Origin of the sequence: Halomarina ordinaria (genome assembly GCF_030553305.1) — an archaeon.
Taxonomy (GTDB): Archaea; Halobacteriota; Halobacteria; order Halobacteriales; family Haloarculaceae; genus Halomarina; species Halomarina ordinaria.
The window spans coordinates 1,523,052-1,541,262 of sequence record NZ_JARRAH010000001.1; the positions used below are offsets into that span (position 1 = coordinate 1,523,052).

21 protein-coding genes are annotated in these 18,211 nt (G+C 72.7%); 4 read left to right on the forward strand and 17 right to left on the reverse strand.

What is annotated here, in order from left to right; all coding sequences use genetic code 11:
* Window positions 1-5 precede the first annotated feature (5 nt).
* The 13 genes from P1Y20_RS08260 to P1Y20_RS08320 form a co-directional block, all read right to left on the reverse strand.
* The gene (locus tag P1Y20_RS08260) at window positions 6-434 is read right to left on the reverse strand and encodes a DUF5791 family protein (protein WP_304448185.1); all 429 of its coding nucleotides are present in this window, start codon (window positions 432-434) and stop codon (window positions 6-8) included.
* A 35-nt stretch (window positions 435-469) separates the two neighbouring features.
* Window positions 470-3,436 carry a DUF7286 family protein gene (locus P1Y20_RS08265; protein WP_304448186.1) on the reverse strand — a complete coding sequence of 989 codons (2,967 nt, stop codon included), beginning with the start codon at window positions 3,434-3,436 and terminating at the stop codon, window positions 470-472.
* The gene (locus P1Y20_RS08270) at window positions 3,433-4,233 is read right to left on the reverse strand and encodes a DUF7284 family protein (protein ID WP_304448187.1); all 801 of its coding nucleotides are present in this window, start codon (window positions 4,231-4,233) and stop codon (window positions 3,433-3,435) included. Before P1Y20_RS08270 ends, P1Y20_RS08265 begins: the two co-directional genes overlap by 4 nt.
* A complete protein-coding gene (locus tag P1Y20_RS08275) occupies window positions 4,230-4,640 on the reverse strand; it encodes a DUF7285 family protein (RefSeq protein WP_304448188.1) in 411 nt (136 codons plus the stop codon). The genes P1Y20_RS08270 and P1Y20_RS08275 overlap by 4 nt, the downstream gene beginning before the upstream one ends.
* Entirely contained in the window at window positions 4,618-5,088 is a 471-nt protein-coding gene (locus P1Y20_RS08280) for a DUF7283 family protein (RefSeq protein WP_304448189.1), read from the reverse strand. Before P1Y20_RS08280 ends, P1Y20_RS08275 begins: the two co-directional genes overlap by 23 nt.
* A 31-nt stretch (window positions 5,089-5,119) precedes the next feature.
* Window positions 5,120-6,862 (reverse strand): type II secretion system F family protein, encoded by a 1,743-nt coding sequence (locus P1Y20_RS08285; RefSeq protein WP_304448190.1) that lies wholly within the window; start codon window positions 6,860-6,862, stop codon window positions 5,120-5,122.
* Window positions 6,859-8,733: an ATPase, T2SS/T4P/T4SS family gene (locus tag P1Y20_RS08290; protein WP_304448191.1), complete on the reverse strand. Its 1,875-nt coding sequence runs from the start codon at window positions 8,731-8,733 to the stop codon at window positions 6,859-6,861. Before P1Y20_RS08290 ends, P1Y20_RS08285 begins: the two co-directional genes overlap by 4 nt.
* A 32-nt stretch (window positions 8,734-8,765) precedes the next feature.
* Entirely contained in the window at window positions 8,766-9,206 is a 441-nt protein-coding gene (locus tag P1Y20_RS08295; RefSeq protein ID WP_304448192.1) for a DUF7311 family protein, read from the reverse strand.
* Window positions 9,203-9,667 carry a DUF7310 family coiled-coil domain-containing protein gene (locus tag P1Y20_RS08300; RefSeq protein ID WP_304448193.1) on the reverse strand — a complete coding sequence of 155 codons (465 nt, stop codon included), beginning with the start codon at window positions 9,665-9,667 and terminating at the stop codon, window positions 9,203-9,205. Before P1Y20_RS08300 ends, P1Y20_RS08295 begins: the two co-directional genes overlap by 4 nt.
* Window positions 9,668-9,702: 35 nt before the next feature.
* Window positions 9,703-10,482, reverse strand: coding sequence for a YihY/virulence factor BrkB family protein (locus tag P1Y20_RS08305; protein WP_304448194.1), 780 nt, complete (start codon window positions 10,480-10,482; stop codon window positions 9,703-9,705).
* A gap of 60 nt (window positions 10,483-10,542) precedes the next feature.
* Window positions 10,543-11,889, reverse strand: a complete 1,347-nt coding sequence (locus tag P1Y20_RS08310; protein WP_304448195.1) for an alkaline phosphatase family protein — start codon at window positions 11,887-11,889, stop codon at window positions 10,543-10,545.
* 90 nt (window positions 11,890-11,979) lie between these two features.
* Complete coding sequence (locus P1Y20_RS08315) at window positions 11,980-12,159, reverse strand: hypothetical protein (RefSeq protein ID WP_304448196.1); 180 nt, start codon at window positions 12,157-12,159, stop codon at window positions 11,980-11,982.
* Window positions 12,160-12,253: 94 nt separating this feature from the next.
* On the reverse strand, window positions 12,254-12,787 hold the full coding sequence (locus P1Y20_RS08320; RefSeq protein ID WP_304448197.1) for an inorganic diphosphatase: 534 nt from the start codon (window positions 12,785-12,787) through the stop codon (window positions 12,254-12,256).
* 201 nt (window positions 12,788-12,988) lie between these two features.
* Between P1Y20_RS08320 and P1Y20_RS08325 the strand changes: the two genes are divergently transcribed.
* Window positions 12,989-13,348 carry a PadR family transcriptional regulator gene (locus P1Y20_RS08325; protein ID WP_304448198.1) on the forward strand — a complete coding sequence of 120 codons (360 nt, stop codon included), beginning with the start codon at window positions 12,989-12,991 and terminating at the stop codon, window positions 13,346-13,348.
* Window position 13,349: 1 nt separating this feature from the next.
* Here P1Y20_RS08325 and P1Y20_RS08330 read toward each other — a convergent pair whose 3' ends face one another.
* On the reverse strand, window positions 13,350-13,886 hold the full coding sequence (locus P1Y20_RS08330; protein ID WP_304448199.1) for a DUF7108 family protein: 537 nt from the start codon (window positions 13,884-13,886) through the stop codon (window positions 13,350-13,352).
* Window positions 13,870-14,469 (reverse strand): ribonuclease HI, encoded by a 600-nt coding sequence (rnhA, locus tag P1Y20_RS08335; RefSeq protein WP_304448200.1) that lies wholly within the window; start codon window positions 14,467-14,469, stop codon window positions 13,870-13,872. The genes P1Y20_RS08330 and rnhA overlap by 17 nt, the downstream gene beginning before the upstream one ends.
* Window positions 14,470-14,632: 163 nt before the next feature.
* On the opposite strand from rnhA, the gene P1Y20_RS08340 reads away from it, so the two are divergent.
* The 3 genes from P1Y20_RS08340 (at window position 14,633) to P1Y20_RS08350 (ending at window position 17,257) form a co-directional block, all read left to right on the forward strand.
* On the forward strand, window positions 14,633-15,589 hold the full coding sequence (locus tag P1Y20_RS08340; protein WP_304448201.1) for a transcription initiation factor IIB: 957 nt from the start codon (window positions 14,633-14,635) through the stop codon (window positions 15,587-15,589).
* A 266-nt stretch (window positions 15,590-15,855) separates the two neighbouring features.
* Window positions 15,856-17,124 carry a DNA repair protein NreA gene (gene nreA / locus P1Y20_RS08345; protein ID WP_304448202.1) on the forward strand — a complete coding sequence of 423 codons (1,269 nt, stop codon included), beginning with the start codon at window positions 15,856-15,858 and terminating at the stop codon, window positions 17,122-17,124.
* Between the two features lies 1 nt (window position 17,125).
* The gene (locus tag P1Y20_RS08350) at window positions 17,126-17,257 is read left to right on the forward strand and encodes a hypothetical protein (RefSeq protein WP_304448203.1); all 132 of its coding nucleotides are present in this window, start codon (window positions 17,126-17,128) and stop codon (window positions 17,255-17,257) included.
* 89 nt (window positions 17,258-17,346) lie between these two features.
* Here P1Y20_RS08350 and P1Y20_RS08355 read toward each other — a convergent pair whose 3' ends face one another.
* Both P1Y20_RS08355 and P1Y20_RS08360 read right to left on the reverse strand, forming a co-directional pair.
* Window positions 17,347-17,796 carry a DUF302 domain-containing protein gene (locus P1Y20_RS08355; protein ID WP_304448204.1) on the reverse strand — a complete coding sequence of 150 codons (450 nt, stop codon included), beginning with the start codon at window positions 17,794-17,796 and terminating at the stop codon, window positions 17,347-17,349.
* 48 nt (window positions 17,797-17,844) lie between these two features.
* Window positions 17,845-18,192, reverse strand: coding sequence for a DUF5789 family protein (locus P1Y20_RS08360; protein WP_304448205.1), 348 nt, complete (start codon window positions 18,190-18,192; stop codon window positions 17,845-17,847).
* Between the last annotated feature and the right edge of the window lie 19 nt (window positions 18,193-18,211).

The window sequence follows — 18,211 nt, forward strand, 5'->3', positions numbered from 1 at the left end:
ATACCTCACGGCTTTCGCGCCTCGATGGCCTGCTGGATAGCCGCCAGCTCGGAGAGCGACACGGGGAAGCGGCCCTCTATCTTCTGTTGTATCTCCTTGGCGTCCAGCTCGCCGTCGAGGTCCGCCTCCAGCGACTCGACGTCGACGACGGCGATGGACATCCCCATCATCAACTCGTCGAGGACCTCCATCTCGATGGCGTCGGCGTCGGGCGTCTCCGCCTCGGTCGCCAGGATGGCCGCCGCCTCCTCGAGCGTGAGGTCGGGCGACTCGCCGGCGGCGAGGGCGTCGACGCTCTCGCGGCTCACGCCCGCCTCCTCGGCGACGGTGGCCGCGCCGACGGTCTCGACGGTCTCGCGCAGGCGGTCGTCGTACTGCGCGCGCAACTCCTCCGGCGCGAGCGCGCCGGGGTCCGAAGCGACGTTCTGGAGCATACACCCCGTTTCGACCCCGCCCCGGTTAAGTGCGTTCAGTCGTAGCCGGGCGAGCGCTCGTCCGCGTTCCCGTCGACGTCGCCGACACCGCGCGGGCCGGCGGGGACGACCACGACGACCGCCGTCCGCGTCTCGAAGTCGACGGGCGCGGCGCGTCCGAGACGTTCCGGAGCACCGTCCGAATCGACGTCGAGCGCGACGCTCCCGCCGTCACGCGTATAGACGGTCGCCTCGCTCCCGCGACGCGAGCGCAACGTGACGCGCTCGTACGTCCCCTGCACCTCGACGTCCCAGACGTTGAGCGTCGCGTACCAGTAGCCCGGAACCGGCGCGACCGGCAGGCCGGCCGGGACGGCCCCGAGGGTCCCGTTGAGACGGTCGGTCGCGCGGTCCGCGCCGCGTTCGGCCGCCTCCTCGACGCCGGCCTCGACGACGCGCCGGGCGGTCGCCATCGAGTCGTCGACGACCGCCTCCGGGGGGCGGGCGTCGGGGGCGGCGAGCGCGTCGGCCGTCGCGACCCGCAGTCGCGCCCGGAGCTCGGCCCGTTCGCTCGGCGGGAGGCCGGCCGCGACGGCCGTCGAGACGACGGCGTCCGTCGCGGAGCCGTTCGCCAGCGCGAGCGCCCGGGCGTCGGGCGTCCGCCACGCGGCCAGCGCCCGGTCGACGACGGTCACGGGACGCGTCCCCGAGCGACCGAGGCCCGTCCGGGCGACGCCGTCGACCAGCCGCCCGCGGACGTGGGCGTTCGCGGCGCGGACCTCCCGGTCGAGGGCGGGCGAGACCGTCCCACCGGTGGCACGGCGCTCGGCGCGCATCGCCCCCGCCGCGGTGCGCAGCGAGACCCGCTCGCTCCCGAACAGGCCGTCCGTGACCGTGTCGGCGGCGTCGCCGTACGGGACGGTGAACAGGTTGGTGTTGCGCGCGCCGAGGGGCGTCACCTCGCCGTCGCCCGCGACGGCCAGTCGCTCCCGGTCGACCGCGTCGACGGTCAGGTAGGTGGGAGCCGTCTCGACGGAGAGCGCGAGGGGACCGCCGACGCCACCCGTCGACGGCGACTCGCTCGCCCCGACCGCGGAGCGGTCGACGCCGAGCGCGAGGAGGTCGTGGAGGCGGTCGAGCGACCCCACGCCCCGGTCGTCGAGCGCCCCGTCGAGACCGTCACGGGTGCGCTCGCGCTCGCTCGACCGCGCGTCGAGTCGCGCGACGACGCGGTCGAGGTACGCCCGGCGGACGGCGACGCGCGTGCGGTCGGCGACGCCGTCGTACCGGTCGGGGGCGTCGACCAGGTCGGCCCGTCGCTCGCGGAGTCGGTCGGCCAGTCGGGCGGCCGGGTCGACCTCGTAGGTCGCGACCTCTGTCCGGGGGACCGTGACCGACGCCTCGCGCACCCGGTCGTGGAGCCCGGCGAGGTCGCGGCGGAGCCACCCGTCCAGGGCCGCCGGACGCTCACCGGCGATGCGAACGGGTTCGGTCTCGACCCCCTCGCTGGCGGCTCGCTCGGCGAGCGCGTCGACGCCGCCGCGGTCCGTGACGAGGCGTTCGTGGGCCGTCTTCGGGACGCCCGCGAGGTTGGGGCCGTCGAGCGCGCCACCGCGGTCGTACACGCCGTCGACGCCCCGGCGCGGGAGGTCCGAGTCGGGCGCGTGGCGACCGGCGAGTGCCAGCGAGACCGCCGTTCGACGGGTCTCGACGCGGCGAGTGGTCGTCGTCTCCTCGTCGCGTCGCCATCGGGTGGTGACGGTGGTCTCGCGGACGACCTCGCGCCCGTGGCGCTCGAACGTCCGCCAGCCGTCCGGGACGGCGACCGGGGCGACCGGCGCGCGCACGACCCGGCGTTCGGTCGTCGTGTCGCGGGCGACGCGCGTCCAGTTCCCGCCCGGCGGGCGCTCCCGCCCGGTCCGCTCGGTCCCGCGCGAGCGCGTCGCGACGAACGGGCGGGCGTCGACGGCGTAGTTCCGCGCCGCCGCTTCGGCGAGGGCGACGCCATCGTCGTCGAGCAGCGAGACGAGCGCCCGGTCGGCGGTGCGGTTCGCCGCGACGACACGGTTCGAATCCCGGTTCCCACCCTCTGCGGTCGCAACCGTCCGACCGTCGAGTGCCTCCCGCTCGGCCGCATCGAGGACGCGCTCGCTCCAGCGGCCGTCGAGGCCGCCCGCGCCGAGCAGGTCCGTCGTCGCGGTCCGGGCGCTCGCCCAGGCGGCCGCCCGCTCCCCGCCCGGCGTGGTCGCGCCGAGCACGTCGCACTGGAGACCGAGGGCGGCGACGTTCGTCGTCACCTCGACGTGGCGGTTCGCGACGACGTTCGCGACCGGCGCGCCGCCGTACTGGGCGTAGCCGCGCGCCCACGCGACGCCGTGGAGGCCGACGGTGAGGCGCCGGCCGAGCCCGTCGCCCGCCAGCGGCCCGGCGTTCAGCGACCGCTCGTAGGCGGTCGCCCGGTCGTGGAGCGCGAGGACCGGCGACGCGACGGTGACGGTCGGAGAGACCTCACGGTCCGCGACGGTGCGTCCCTCGCGCACCGCCCGGAGTCGAACGCCCTCGATGCGAACCCGGAGGGCCGTCCCGTTGGGACCGGCGCGCTCGACGCTGACGCGGGCTATCGCCTCGCGGAGGTCGGCGGGCGAGCGAACCGGGGGGAGCGATGCGCGCGCCCGGACGCCGCCGCGCGATTCGTCGAGGCGCTCGAGGTCGGCACGGGCGGCGAGGTAGACGCGGGCCCGGAGCGCGTCGCGGAACGGTTCGTCGGGGTCGAGGACGCGACCGTAGGGCGTGTCGCCCGGGACGACGACCGGGTCGGCCGCCGCCGCGCGCGCCGCGTCCGAGACGGCGGTTTCGAGTGCCGGCCGGGTGGCCGCCGCCGTCGCCTCGACGGCGCGGTCGACGGCCGGTTCGCGGGCAGGAGCGGAGCGGTCGGTGGCGACGAGCGTCGCGCTCCCGACGAGCAGGAGGACGGCCACGAGCGCGAAGGGCACCCGCCCACGGCGGTCGTCCGCCAGTCTCATCGCGACCACGTCCTCACGACGAGCGTCACGTCCCGGACGGAGAGGGCGTCCCGTGCCGCCCGCGGCGAGTCGTACCGCTCGCGGAGGTCGGCCGCGACTCGCTCGCCGAGGCGCGATTCGAGGCGGTCGACCGCGACGTCGGGTGGGGCGGCGCGGCCGTCCTCGCCGTCGGTCTCGAAGTCGGCGAGCGCGCCTTCGACGCGCGCCAGGCGGGTGTCGAGAGCCGTTCGCGCCCCCTCGTCGTACGCGGCCCGCTCGACGAGCGCGGGCGGGACGACGAACCGCACCGTCGCCCGGGCGACCGTCGCGCCGAGCGCGTCGTACGTCGCGTTCGGTGGTCGCATCCGGCCGACGTCCGGGGCCGGCAGCGTCGTCACCGCGGCGTCGACGCTGCCCGACGGCGGCGGCCGCTCCCCGACCGCGACCCGTCCCGAGAGCGGGGCGTCCGGGTACGGCTCCCAGACCGCGCGTACGCGCACGCCGCTCGCACGGTGGCGGGCGACGCGGTCGGTCGCCCGGGTCAGCGCGTCACGGGAGGGGTGGTACGACGCCGCGAGCGCCTCGTCGGCGAGCGTCACGCGCGCGACCGCGCCGTGCGCGAGCAACGCCGCCGGCGTGCCGTGATGCGTCCGGCCGTCGGCCTCGACGGTGACCGTGGCCGTCTGTAGTGCGGTCGCGGTCTCGGTCGCCCGACTGTCGGTCGAGGCGGGGGCGGGGGCCGTGAGGAGGAGTCCGACGGTGGCCGAGACGACGACGAGCGCGAGCGTCCCGTCGACGACGGTGCTCTGACCCCTCACGACCAGACCACCACCCGGAGGGTCCCCGGGACGACGCGCCCCGGCGCGAGGCGGACGCTCACTGGATGTGACGCGGTCGGCTCGCCGGGCGGCGCGGGCGGTCCGACCCGCCAGCGACGGTCGCCCGCGACGAGCGTCGCGTTCAACCGGGCGCCCTCGGGCGCGGCGTCCAGCGCGCGCGGGAGGTCCGGGGGAGCGGCGACGCCGGTCGGGGCGACGAGCGCGGCGGCACGGTCGGCGGCGACCGTCGGCCCCGGCTCCCCGTCGGCGAGGACGTCGGACACCACGCCGGCGTAGACGCCGACCGCGAGACAGAGGACGACGAGGGCGACGAGAGCGGCGAGCGGTTCGACCTGCCCTCGGCGACGCGCGCCGCCGGAGTGCTCACGCGCCGACGAGCGTGACATCGACACCACCCCAGCGGACGTGTCTGGCGACGAGTCGGTCGGCGTCCCGGTGGACCGCCGGCGCGCGCTCGCGGGCGGTCACGACCGCGCGAGCGAACGCCACCGGCGAGGCGAAGACGGCCTCCGGCGGCCGTCCCGCGAGCACCAGTTCGAGGCGGGTGTCGGCGGTGACGGGCGTGACCGGGCCGTACGAGAGCGTCGCGTGTGCGGTCGCCTCGTCGCGCGCGAGCGTGATTCGACGGGGGTCGAGACGGACGGTGGCGCCGTCGAGGGGGTGTTCGACGACGGCGTCGTGCTGGCTGGCGGCGACGGCGTCGACGGTCGTCGCGGCGGCCTCGGCGTCGGGCGGCGCGGTCGTCGGGAGCGACAGCGCCACGCCGACGAGGGCGACGCTCGCGAGCGCGAGGCCGAGCCACGCGGCGGTCGAGTCGAGCGGGACGTCGAGCATGGGGTCGCTGGCCGCCTCTCCCTATATGAACCTACGCGAGGAGGCGGGCGCCGGCGAACCCGGCGAGATAGACGACCGTCGCGGAGCAGAGGGCGCCGCCGACCCGGTAGCCGACGAGCGCACGGTCGAATCCGCGGTCGAGACCGGTCGCGAGCGCCGTCAGTACGCAGGCGAGGACGAGGACGTACGCGCCGACCGCGAGGCCGAGACCGTCCGTCGGAAGGGTCGACGCCCCCGCCGAGAGCGACCGACCGTCGAGCGCGGCCGCCAGCGCGACGGTCACGCCCGCGACGAGCGGGCCGAACGCGGCCGCCGTGTTCGAGAGCGTCGCGGTCAGCCGCGAGAGTTCCCGACGGGACCGGCGCTCGACGGTCCGGAGCTCCTCGACGTGGTCGGCCATCGAGACCACCGCCCGGCCGGCGGGTCGGCCCTCACGCGCGGCGACCGCGAGGAGGTCCGCCGTACTCCGCAGGCGCGTGCTCGGCGTCCGCGCGAGCGCGCCGTGCTCCCCCAGGAACGCCTCGCGGACGCCGACCCTGAGCTGTCGCTGACGACGGGCGGCCCGCGCGAGCACGTCGCCCGTCTCCCCGGAGACCTCCTCGGCGGCGAGTTCGACCGCGCGCTCGACGGACCGCCCCTCGTCGACGCGCCGTCCGACGAGGTAGAGCGCGTCGGAGAGGCCGTCCTCGGCGCGGCGGACGCGCCGACGGACGGCGACGGCCGGCCGGAACCAGACGAGGAGCGCCGCGCCCGACCCAACGCCGACGGCCGCCAGCGGGAGCGTCCAGACGGGGAGGACGGCGGCCGCCAGCGCGGTCGCCGAACCGCCGCCAGCGACGACGGCGGCGAAGGCGAGCGCCGCCCGGCGTCGGACGCCGGGGACGTCGGGGTGCGACCGGGGCACCGGGCGGGCGGGGAACGTCACGGGACGGCGCGCGAGGAGCGCGACGCAGGCCGCGACCGTGAGCACCGGGAGGAGGACGTCGTAGAGGGCGACCACGACGGGGAGCGTGAGGCGGACGCCCGCGGCGCGGCCGGCCGGGAGGACGGCCACGAGCGCGAGTGGGAGGAACACGCCGAAGGCGTAGAGCGCCGACAGCGGCCCCGAGAGCGACGCCGTCGCGTCGGCCAGTCGCTCGCGCGTCCCGTCGAGGACGGCGCGCGTCGCGCGGTCGAGCGCCCGGGCGCGCTCGCCGGCGGGGGCGGCGCTCGCCGCCTCGATGAGGTGCGTCGCGCGCCGGAGCGCCGGGTACGCCTCGCCCCACCGCTCGCCGAAGGCGGCGAGGCCCGACCCGGGGGTTCCGCGGGCGGCCTCGACGTGCCGAGCGAGGCTCGCCGCGAGCGGACCGCGACCGGTCCGCGCGGCGAAGGCGGCGGCCGTCTCCGCCGTGGGCGTCAGGCGCATCCGGAGGACGGCGCGGCTGACGAGGTCGGGGGCGGCACCGAGCGCCGCCGTCCGCCGGGCGCGCGCGACCCACGGCGGGAGGTGACAGACGCCGACGGCGAGGAGGGTGCCGACGGCGACGGCACCGAGCGCGACGGTCACGGCCGAGCGAGGGACGAGCAGGCCGCCGGCGACGAGGACGAGCGCCGCGCCCGTCCCGCCGAGCGCGAGCGCCCGGTCGAACACGTCGCGAAGCGTTCGGTCCGTCGGGAGCGCCCGGAGGACGGCCTCGTAGCGCTCGCGCGAGCGTCCCGCGACGGCGGGGACGAGGCGCCGGGCGAGACGGCGGCGGTCCGTGCTCGTGACCCACCCGAACGTGTCGGTCCTCATCGACCCCGGCGGCGGGCGTGTTCGGTCACGACGCGCTCGGCGTCGGTCAGGTCGTCGCCGACCAGTCGCTCGAACCACTCGTGCCGGGCGTCGAGGGCCGCCAGGAGGTCGGCGTAGCGCTCGTCGGGGCGCGCGAGCGCCGGAAGGAGGTCGCTCTCGCCCCGGGCGACGCGACCGGTCGGGACGAGGCCCTCCGTCCCCCGGTCGTAGAGAGGGACGAAGCCGACGCCCTCCGCGGTCGCGCGGACCTCCTCGATACCAGTCACCCGGCGACCGTCGGGCGTGGCCGCGCAGGTGACGAGCAGGTCGGTCGTACCGACGGCACCCTCGGGGACGTCGAGGTCGGAGACGAGTCGTTCCCGGACGGAGGCGCCGTCGTCGCCGTGGATCGTCCCGAGGACGGCCGCGTCGTTCGCGCCGACGCGCATCGCCTCGAAGAGCGCGCGCGCCTCCGTCCCTCGGACCTCGCCGACGACGAGCGCGCCGTCGCCCAGTCGGAGCGCGGTCCGGACCGCGTCGGCCGGTGCGAGGCCGCCGTCGTCGGTCCGGAGTCGCTGGACGTCGCGGCCCTGCTCGCGGAGCGCGCTCACCGGAAGCTCGGGGGTGTCCTCGATGGCGACGACCCGTGTCGCGGCGGGGAGTTCCCAGCAGAGCGCCGAGAGCAGCGTCGTCTTGCCGGCGCCGCGCCCGCCGGCGACGAGGCAGGCGGCGTCGCGGTCGACCGCCAGCGAGCAGAGCGCCGCCGCGGCCGCCGGGAGCGTCCCGTTGGCGACGAGCGCGGGGAGCGTCCACGCCTCGCGCTCGTGGGCGCGGAAGGCGAAGCCGACGCCGTCGCTCACGGGGTCGGTCACGCCGGCGACGCGGACCCGACGGCCGGCGGCGGTCGTCGCCGCGTCGAGCGTCGGGGCGGCTCGGGAGAACGCCCGACCGCTCGTCCGTCGGAAGCGCGACGCGAGCGTCTCGACGCCCCGGCGGGTCAGTCGGACGTTCGTCCGGAGGGTCTCGTCGGCCACGCGGACGCGGAGCGGGGCGGCGGCGGCCGGGGCGGTCACGAACACGTCCGAGCAGTCGGGGTCGGCGAAGAAGTCGTCGAGCACGCCCACGCCGGCGGTGTGTTTCCGGAGGACGGCGACGAGGTCTTCGACGGAGACGTCCCCGTCCGCGACGGCCCTGACGGCTCGACCGGCCGCGCGGTCGCCACCCACCTCGCCGCGGGCGAGGCGCTCGGCCGCCGCGTCGAGCGTCCGGAGCGCCGCGGCGTCGAACGTGTGTTCGACCGGGACGAGGTGGTAGAGCGGGAGTTCGTCCGCCGGGCGCTCGTAGCGCCGGACGACCGCCCCGGAGTCGAGTTCCCGGCGGTCGACCAGCCGAGCGTCTGACGGCGGTCGAACGGCGACCCGCGAGCGGGCGACGGTCGGTCCCACCGCGGGACGGAGGGCGTCTTCGTACCCGTCGGCCCGGGCCGCCCCCTCGACGAGACCGCACTCGGCGGCGACGCGAGCGAGCGGGCCGGCACGCCCGGCCGCCTGTTCGGCGGCGAGCAGGGGGTCGCGCCGGGCGCGGTCGGCGAGGCGTCCGTCGTAGTGGGCGGCCGCGGCGACGAAGCGCCCGGCGGCGACGAGGAACGCGGCCGCAGCGCCGCGGTAGGCACGCTCGACGCCCGCCGCGCGGACGGTGACCCGCTCGACGTCGCGGTCGGTCAGCGCGTCGACCACGGCCGCGCGGCAGCCGGGCGAGCGTTCGAGAACGCCGTCGGCGTCGCAGTCCGTCGCGTCGACGTGGAGCGTCTCACCCTCGACGCGAGGGAGACAGCCGCAGCCGCGGTCGGTCGCGCCGTCGGCGCGGAAGCGGTCGAGGTCGATACCGAACATGGACGGCGCTGGTCGCCCTCCACGTCATAAACCTACGCCCGCCGGAGGACGGCGACCCCGTCCGGGTGGTCGGGTCGGCGCTCACAGGTCAGCGAGAGGCGGTGCGTGCCCGCCCCGCGCAGGACGAGCGGGTCCGCGTCGACGACCACCGGCACGTCGAACCGACGGTCGTCGGGGGGTGCGCCCCGAACCCGCCAGTGGACGCCCCCGGCGTCGATTCGCACCCGCTCGACCCCCGCCCGCGCGAGCGACCGCTCGGGAAGCGTCACCGGGACGGACCGTCGCGCGCCGGGCGTCCCGGGGGCGACGGGTGCGCTGTCGAGGCAGACGTTCTCGGCGGCCGTCGCGAGGCCGTCGGCCCGGCGGTCGAGGGCCGCATCGCTCGCGGCCACCCCCGCGCGGTCGATGGCGGGGAGCGAGACGCCGACGAGCGCGACGGTCAGCAGGACCGCGAGGACGACCCGGAGCGTCACGACAGGGCGTCCCGGAGGCGAGCGACTATCCCGCGGTCGGCGTCGTCACGAGCCCCCCCTCCGTCGGTCACCGCGGGGTCGGGGCGGTCGTCGTCCGTCACCGGCGTCGCCAACGAGGCGGCCGGTGTCGTCGCGTCGGCCGACGCGAGCGGGGCGTCCGTTCCGGCACCGTCGAGCGTCGCCTCCAGTTCCTCGACGGCGGCCAGCGCCGCGTCGGCGCGGCGCTCGACCTCGCGGTCGGCGTGGCGAACCTGCCCGACGTACCCCCGGACCGCCCGCGTCGCGGCTTCCACGTCGGCGAGGCGGTCGTCGAGGTCGTCCAGCCGGGTTTCGACCGCCGCGAGTCGGGCCGCGCGGTCGGCCTCGGGCGCGAGGTCGGGCAGGTCGCGGCCGTCGGTGAGGGCACGTTCGAGCGCGTCGACGCGAGCGACGAGCGCGTCGGCCTTCGAGTTCGGGTCCATCGAGTCGAGGTGGTCCCGTCCCGGTACTTAAAGAGTCAGTCGCGGCCCGCGAGCACCACGTTGACCGCGGCGCCGAGCAGGAGGACGAGCGCGGAGAAGTAGAGCCAGGTGACGAAGACGACGATGCCCGTGAGCGCGCCGTAGAGCGAGGTACCGACGGTCGCGGCGTACGTCTCGAAGGCCGTCCCGAGGACGGTCCACCCGCCGGCGGCGACGACGGCCCCCGGGAGGGTCTCGCGGACCGGGAGCGACACGTCCGGCAGGACGTAGTAGAGGGGCAACAGCGCGACGGTGAGCGCGACCAGCTGGACGAGCCCGCGGAGGACGCCCGTGTGGAGCGACTCGCTGAGACCGACGGCGAGGTCGACGCCGGCGAGGACGCCCGCCAGCGCCAGAATCGTGACGAGCACCACGACGGCGTCGACGAACTGGCCGAGGAGGTCGTCGTCCTCTGGCGTGTCGTAGACGACGGCCACCGCGGTGTCGAGCCCGCGAAAGAGCCTGACGGAACTCCACAGCAGGACGAGCGACCCGAGTGCGAACGCGCCGGTGCGGCCGCTCGCGTCGCGGACCGTCTCGCGGATGGTGGCCCGACCGCTCGGCGACAGTATCTCGCCGGCCTGTCGGAGGACGAACGACGCCACCTCGTCGCCGGCGACGGCGGTGAGGACGACGACGGCGAGCACCAGCAGCGGAATCAGCGAGACGAGCGCGTAGTAGGCGATACCGGCGGCGGCGAGCGAGAGGCCGCGCCGACGGACGAGTACCTGAATCCGCGTGAGGGCCTCTCGCGTCGTTCGCGGGGCGGGGGGCATACGCTCCGTTCACGCGGCGGACGGGTAACTGTGGAGGGAAGGTTCGCGGACGGGGAGCGCTCAGCGCGCGAGGCTGGAGCCGTCGAAGGACGTCCGGTCGTACTCGACGTCCATCAGGTCGAGGAGGGTCGGCGCGATGTCGAGGAGGTCGGCGTCGCCGACGCGGGCGTCGGGGTCGTCGATGAACAGGCAGGCGTTGTCGAAGCTGTGCATGCCGTTGCGCGGGCCGACGCCGAAGACGTCGCCCTCGCCCTTGAACCCGGACTTCAGGTCGAAACCGTGGTTCGGGACGACGGTGAGGTCGGGGGCGATGTCGTCGTGGTCGCCGCGGTACGCCTCCTCCTTGGTGACGACGCGCCAGGCGACCTCCTCGCCGTCCGGTCCCTCGAGCGCCTCCAGGTCCGCCTTCAGTTCGTCGCGGACGGCCTCGTAGTCCTCCTCGCTGACGCTCCCGCGCGGCTCGCGCCCCTCGAGGTTGATGTAGAACCGCCCGGGGATGAGCGAGTACGCGCGGGTGTCGTCGGAGATGTCCCCGAGTTCGCTCGGGTCGTCGCCCTCGAAGTCGAGCCAGCCCTCCTCTTTGAGCCACTGGTTGCAGTGGACCTCGTAGTCGAGGCTGGTGAAGCCGTGGTCGCTCGCGACGACCATCGTCGTGTCGTCGTCGAGCATGTCGCGGAGCTGACCGAGGTAGTCGTCGACCTTGCGGTAGAACTCCATGAACAGCTCCTTGTTCTCGCCGTCGCGCTCGTAGTCCTTGAACAGGAAGTGGTTCACCCGGTCGGTCGTCATGAAGACGCCGAAGAAGAGGTCCCAGTCGTCCTCCAGGATGTAGTGCTTGAAGGCCTCGAAGCGGGCGTCGAGCGTCGCGTGGGCGTCCTCCATGAACTCCGCTTTCTCCTCCTGGTGGCCGAGTTTCGCGTTCACGTCGATGCGGTAGTCGAGGTCCTGGAGGGTGTCGCGCAGGTCGTCGGGGTACGCCGCCTTGTCGACGCTCGGCGAGAGGAACCCGCTGACCATCCGCTGGACGTTGCGCTGGGGCGGGAACGTGACGGGGACGTTCATCACCGTCGCGTCGCGGTCGGCCGTCTCGACGCGGTCCCAGACGCGCGTCGCCTGCACGTCGCGGCCCATCGGGACGTAGGTGTCGTACGAGCCGTTCTCGCGGTCCTGGAACCCGTAGACGCCCGTCTCGCCCGGGTTGACGCCCGTGGTCAGCGCCGGCCAGCACGCGCTCGACTCCGGCGGGACGATGCTGTCGATGGCCCCCGCCGTCCCCTCCGACGCGATGGACGCGAGGTTGGGGAACTCGTCTGTGTGCTCGCTCAGCAAGGAGTAGGGGACGCCGTCGATACCGAAGAAGGCGACCCGTGGCCCGTCATCGCCGCGAAGGCGGTCGAACAGTCCCATGATAGCGCGTCCGGCGCACTCACACAAGAAGCTTCTTTTCGGCGGTAACGGTTGCCCGTGGCTGTGACGCCCGCACGCCGTGTCACGCGCTCACTCGGACCGGTCGGTGGGGGTGTCGACGTCTCCGTCCGCGTCCGCGTCCGCGGTTTCGAGCCCGTCGGGGGCCGGCCCGGACGGCCACGCGCGCCGACGCTCGCGCCCCGCGTCGGGGTCGAAGTTCTCGGGGACGACCGTGAGGTGGTGACAGCCGAACGGTTCTCGGGTGGACATTACGGGTCGACCTAGCACACTCGGGTACAAAAGATTACTCATAATTATAACACATTCGGCCGTCCGTCCACGATAACCGCGAGGAATGGACGGGTCAGGCGAAGTGCTCGTCGTAGAGGTCCTGGGCGTGTTCGATCGCGTCGTAGGCGGCCTGTCTGTCCTCCCAGCCGAGCGTCTCGACTTCCTTCCCCTTCTCCAGGTTCTTGTAGGTCGTGAAGAACTCGTCAATCTCGTTGCGGAGCTGGGGCGTGATGTCGTCGAGGTCCTGAACGTGGTCGAACCGGGGGTCCTCGGTCGGGACGGCGATGACCTTGTCGTCCTGTTCGCCGTCGTCGTCCATCTTCATGAGCGCGACCGGACGGGCCTCGATGATGCACCCGGGGAACGTCGCGTCCTCGACCAGCACCATCACGTCGAAGGGGTCCTCGTCGTCGTAGTACGACTGCGGGATGAACCCGTAGTCGGCGGGGTAGTGGACGTTCGAGTGCAGGACGCGGTCGAGGACGACGCCGGGGATGTCCTTGTCGTACTCGTACTTGTTACGCTCGCCCTTCAGGCACTCGACGACCGCGTAAATCGTCTCCGGCGCGTCCGGGCCGGTCTCGAGGTCTTCCCAGAGGTTAGCCATCAACGGAGGTGCGACAGTGGGCCAAAAAGTACTTTCGGCCTCCGGACCGACATCTATTCGAAGCGACGCGTTACGGGCTACATAAATAGCCACTGAATAGCCGTCGGTCTATACACAAACCCACGTGCCGTCCGTCGAAAATGATTACAAATCCGTGGTTAGTTGAGAACTTTTATGTACTACCGTGACATGTATCCGATTATGTCAGAGGCACAGTCAGTCTCCGGCGAACCGGGCATCGGGCGTGAATTGACGGCGTTCCAGCAGAATATCCTGGTCATCCTCTCGGAGGAACCACGGTACGGCCTCGCGATCAAACGCGAACTCGAGGACTACTACGGCTCCGAGGTCAACCACGGGCGACTCTACCCCAACCTCGACGACCTCGTCGAGATGGGGCTGGTCGAGAAGAGCGAACTCGACAAGCGGACGAACCAGTACGCGCTGACCGAGGAGGGCAAGGAGGCCGTCCTCGGCCAGCTGCGCTGGGTGTTCTCGCGGTTCGTCACCGACAGCGAGCGCGCGGACGAACTCCGCACGCTCGTCGACAGCGCCGAGTAAGTCAGGACTCGCGCGCCGTCCGTACCGTCAGGTCGAGCGACTTCTCGACCACAGCACGCTGTTCTTTCGAGGGCCACGCGTTACGCGGGTAGTACTCCGTGAGGAACTCTTCGCGCATCGACGCGGTCGCCGTCTCGATGGGCCTCGCGTAGTGATTGCCCATGAAGTCGGCGAACGCGGCGGCGTTCTCGCCGTGGGTCGACCCGTGTACCTCGGCGACCCGTTCTGCGACGGCGCGGTTGTGCGCCTCGACCGACTCCCAGTCGGCCTCGTTCCCGGGCCCCTCGAGCGGGCGTTCGATGGCCCGGTCGGTGTCGTCGATACACTCGATGCGGACCGTCTCCCCCTCCAGCCACTCCTCGGGGTAGAGCACGAGCGTCGCGTCCTCCTCGCGTTCGCGCGCGACGAAGTCGTGGGCCGCCACGAGGTCGTCCCGGCGCTCGCGGGCCGCCCGTGCCTCCGCCGGGTCGACGGCGTCCCGGGCGTTGCGGGTGAGTCGCGTCGCCTCCGTCACGATGTCGTCAGGAACCTCGGTCATCGAGAGCCTCGTTGGCTAGGTGGTCCGCGCGGTCGTTTATCTCTCGCGGAACGTGGCTCAGCGACCAGTCGTCGAACCGCTCTAAGATTTCTCGGACCCGGACGCGTTTCTCGCGGAGGTCGGGGTCGTTCGTGTTCCACGCCCCGGTCACCTGCTTCACGACGAGCTGGGAGTCGCCGCGTATCTCGACGGTGTCGAAGCCGTAGTCCGCGGCGACCTCCAGCGCGCGGACGAGCGCCTCGTACTCCGCCTGGTTGTTCGTCGCACGGCCGATGCGCTCGCCCCCCTCGGCGACGATACCGTCGCCCGTCACGATGACCCACCCGACGGAGGCCGGCCCGGGGTTGCCGCGGGCGGCGCCGTCGAAGTAGACGTGTGCACGCCCGCCGCCCCCCTCGAGGAGGCCGACGAGGCGCGCGGGGGTCCGCCCCTGGACGACGACCTTGCCGTCGTAGGCGACGGCCGTCGCGCCCCCGTGGGAGGCCCGCCAGCGCTCGTGGTCCGTGTTCCCCGGGTCGACCGCGACGCCCGCCTCGCGCAGGCGCTCCCTGGCCGCGTCCGCGTCGCACTCGATGGTCGGCATACCTCCGACTCCCCCCGGCCACCCCAAGTCGGTTGCGGTCACGGGTCAACACCACTGGTGAATCGCCGTCAGACGTCCCGCCGTCGTCGGTTTCGAAGCCGCCCGTTCGGACCTCCGGTGACCAAAGTCATATATATTGGTCCCGTAATACTATAAAAATGCGATGACACGGTCCACCCGTACCCGGGAGCGCGAGCAGGAGAATCACACAGAACGGGAAAATACGAGGGAGTGTCCCGAGTGCGGGTCCGACCACCTTGTAAAGAGCACAGACCGGGGGGAGCTCGTCTGTGACGACTGTGGGCTGGTCGTCGAGGAGGAGAAGATAGACCCCGGACCGGAGTGGCGGGCGTTCAACCACCAGGAACGACAGCAGAAGTCCCGCGTCGGGGCACCGACGACCCAGACGATGCACGACAAGGGGCTGACGACGACCATCGACTGGAAGGACAAGGACGCCTACGGCCGCTCCATCTCCTCGAAGAAGCGCAGCCAGATGCACCGCCTGCGCAAGTGGCAGGAACGCATTCGGACGAAGGACGCCGGCGAGCGCAACCTCCAGTTCGCCCTGAGCGAAATCGACCGCATGGCGAGTGCCCTCGGAGTGCCGCGCTCCGTCCGGGAGGTCGCCTCGGTCATCTACCGCCGCGCGCTCGCCGAGGACCTCATTCGCGGGCGCTCCATCGAGGGCGTCGCCACCAGCGCGCTGTACGCGGCGTGTCGCAAGGAGGGTATCCCGCGCAGCCTCGAGGAGATATCCGAGGTCTCGCGCGTCGAGCGCAAGGAGATCGGTCGGACCTACCGCTACATCTCCCAGGAACTCTCCCTGGAGATGGAACCCGTCGACCCGAAGAAGTACGTCCCGCGGTTCTGTTCGGAACTCGACCTCAGCGAGGAGGTACAGTCGAAGGCCAACGAGATAATCACCACAACGGCCGAGAAGGGCCTGCTGTCGGGGAAGTCGCCGACGGGGTACGCGGCGGCGGCCATCTACGCCGCCTCCCTGCTCTGTAACGAGAAGAAGACCCAGCGCGAGGTCGCCGACGTCGCCCAGGTCACCGAGGTCACCATCCGCAACCGGTACCAGGAACAGATCGAAGCCATGGGCATCCACAGCTAGTCGTCGAGTCCGCCGCTTTCTCCGCCAGTCGTCATCACTCTCGTCTCGATACCCATCTCACCCCGAGAGCCGTCCGAACGTTCATAACCGAGGCCGGGGCCAGCGACCCCGTGTCGTGACCTTCGCCCGACGGCGCTCCGCGGGAGCGTGACGCCTCGCCGTCGGTCCGTCCTCGCGTCGCCTGTTCGCCACTCGGGTCCGCCGAGTCACGACCACTTCCGGTCCGCACCGAAGGGTCAAACCCGTTCCCCGCCAACGGTCGGTGAATGCGGCTCGACGAGTACATCGACGGACTGGACGTCGACGAGTCCGTCCGGATGCGCCGGTTGGCGAAGGAGAAGTCCTACGCCATCACGGACTACCTGAGCGACGTCGAGCGACGCTTCGAGGAGGTCGTCCAGGGGGACTCGCTGTTCGGGAGCACCGCCCCCTCCATCTTCGTCGGCCGCTCGTCGTACCCGGACGTCTCGGCGGGGGTGCTCGCCCCGGTGAGCGACGCCGAACACGCCGCCGACTACGAGACGTCGAGCGAGTGGTATCGCCGGGGCTACACCATCGACGACGTGTTCCAGGCGCGGACGAACCTGCTCAACTCCACCCAGCGGACGAACGTCCACGTCGCCGACGAGTGGGACGGCTTCGTCGGCGTCCAGCGCGAGGTGGCCATCGCCGACCGACCGGTCGACGTCGAAGTGGGTCTCGACGGTCCGGTGAACATCGACCTCGACGTCGGCCTCACGGACATCTCGACGCCGACCGGTCCGCGAGCGACCGCCAGGGACGCCCAGCTCGCGGAGAACCCGCACGTCCCGCGCGCCGTCGAGAAGACCCTCTCGGACGACGACTGGCGCGCGGAGGGAGCGATGAACTACCTCTACAACCGCGGGTTCGACGTCTACGACATCAACCGCATCCTGTCCGCGGGGGCGCTCGGCGAGTCCCGGCAGCGAAAGCTCGTCCCGACGCGGTGGTCCATCACGGCCGTCGACGACACCGTCGGCGGGTTCCTCCGCGGGCAGATTCGGAACGCCCCGAGCGTCGACGCCGTCGAGGTGTACTACAACGAGTACCTCGGCAACCGCTTCTGGGTAGTACTCGCACCCGGGCGCTGGGAGTACGAACTCGTCGAGATGAAGGCCCCCGGAAGCATCTGGAACTACGACCCCGAGGCGGGCTACCTCCTCGCGACCGACTACGAGGGCTACGAGGGACGCTCGGGCTACGTCGAGGAGACCGCAGGGGCGTACTACGCCGCCCGTCTGGGTGCCCTCGAACACCTCGCGGACCGCGGCCGACAGGCGAAGGTGCTCGTCCTCCGGCACGTCACCGAGGACTACTGGGGGCCGGCCGGCGTCTGGCAGGTCCGCGAGTCGGTCCGGAAAGCCTTCACGGAGGGCGAGCCGGGCGAGGCCGAGACCTTCCACGACGCGGTCCGGACGCTCGCGCCGCGCCTGCCGGTCGACCTCGCGCGCCTCCGGCGCTCCTCGCAGATGGTCGCCGGCGTCCAGGCGACGCTCACCGACTACGGAACCTGATATGCTCGTCACACCCACGGACCTGATGGTCGTCGGCTTGCTCGCACTCGGCGCGTTCGGCGTCCCCGGACTGCTCGCGCTCGCCTACCTCAAGTGGCGCGCCAGCGGACGTAACACGCCGGCGGAGAGCTGAGACCGTCGGGGACGTCGAGGAGACCTCGAACACCGCGTCGAAGACGCCGGAGGTGGACCGTCGCGACCGGAGCTCAGCTCGTCGCGCGTTCACTCCTCGCCGTCGAGGTTCCCGAAGGCCTCCTCCACGAGTTCGCCGGTGTCGTCGACGAGCGCCTGCCACGCCTCGCTATCGGGAGCGATACCGAGCAGGCGGCCGGCCTTCATGATGCTGAGGTGGTAGACGCGCTGGACGCCCGGTTCCTCCTCCCAGACGACGACGTTGCAGGGGAAGAGGCCGCCCATCCGGAGGCTCATGTCGAGGGCGCGGTCGGCCATCGCCGGGTTACACGCCCCGAGGACGTAGTAGGGGTCGCGGTCGGCGTCGACCTTCTCGTTGAGGAGTTCGGAGGGCGAGAACTCGACGGGGACGCCGAAGCCGGCGTCGGTGAACGTCTCGCGGACGTGTTCGACGGCCTCGTCGTGGTCCATGTGGAGCGTCGCCTGCTTCTCGCCGATGTCCTCGGCGTCGAGCGTCTCGGGGTCGATAGGGAGCGTCATCGCTCCTCGATAGGGCGGCGAGAGTAAAGTGGATAGGGGTTCCGGGGGTTACTCGTCGTCGGTGTCGTCGGCGTCGGCGTCCTCGTCTGCGTCGTCGTCCGGGCCTGCCGGCTCGTCGGTCGTCGGTACCGGCCCGGTACCGACGACGTCGCGCACCGTCGATTCGAGGGACTCGCGGGTGGTGAAGTACGTCTCGTCGGTGTCTCCGAGGACGCTCTCGACGGTTCGCGGGCCGTCGGGGGTTCGAATCTCGGTGTCGCCCACGCGCCGGACGACCTCGCTCTTCCCGATGCCGTAGTGGAGCCGGGAGGCGAGCCGGGCGAACGGCGTTCCCTCGACGGCGTTGCCCTCCCCGAGTTCGACGACGGGGCCGGACTCCTCTTCCTCGTCACTCATGTCCGAGGGTGTGACGGCC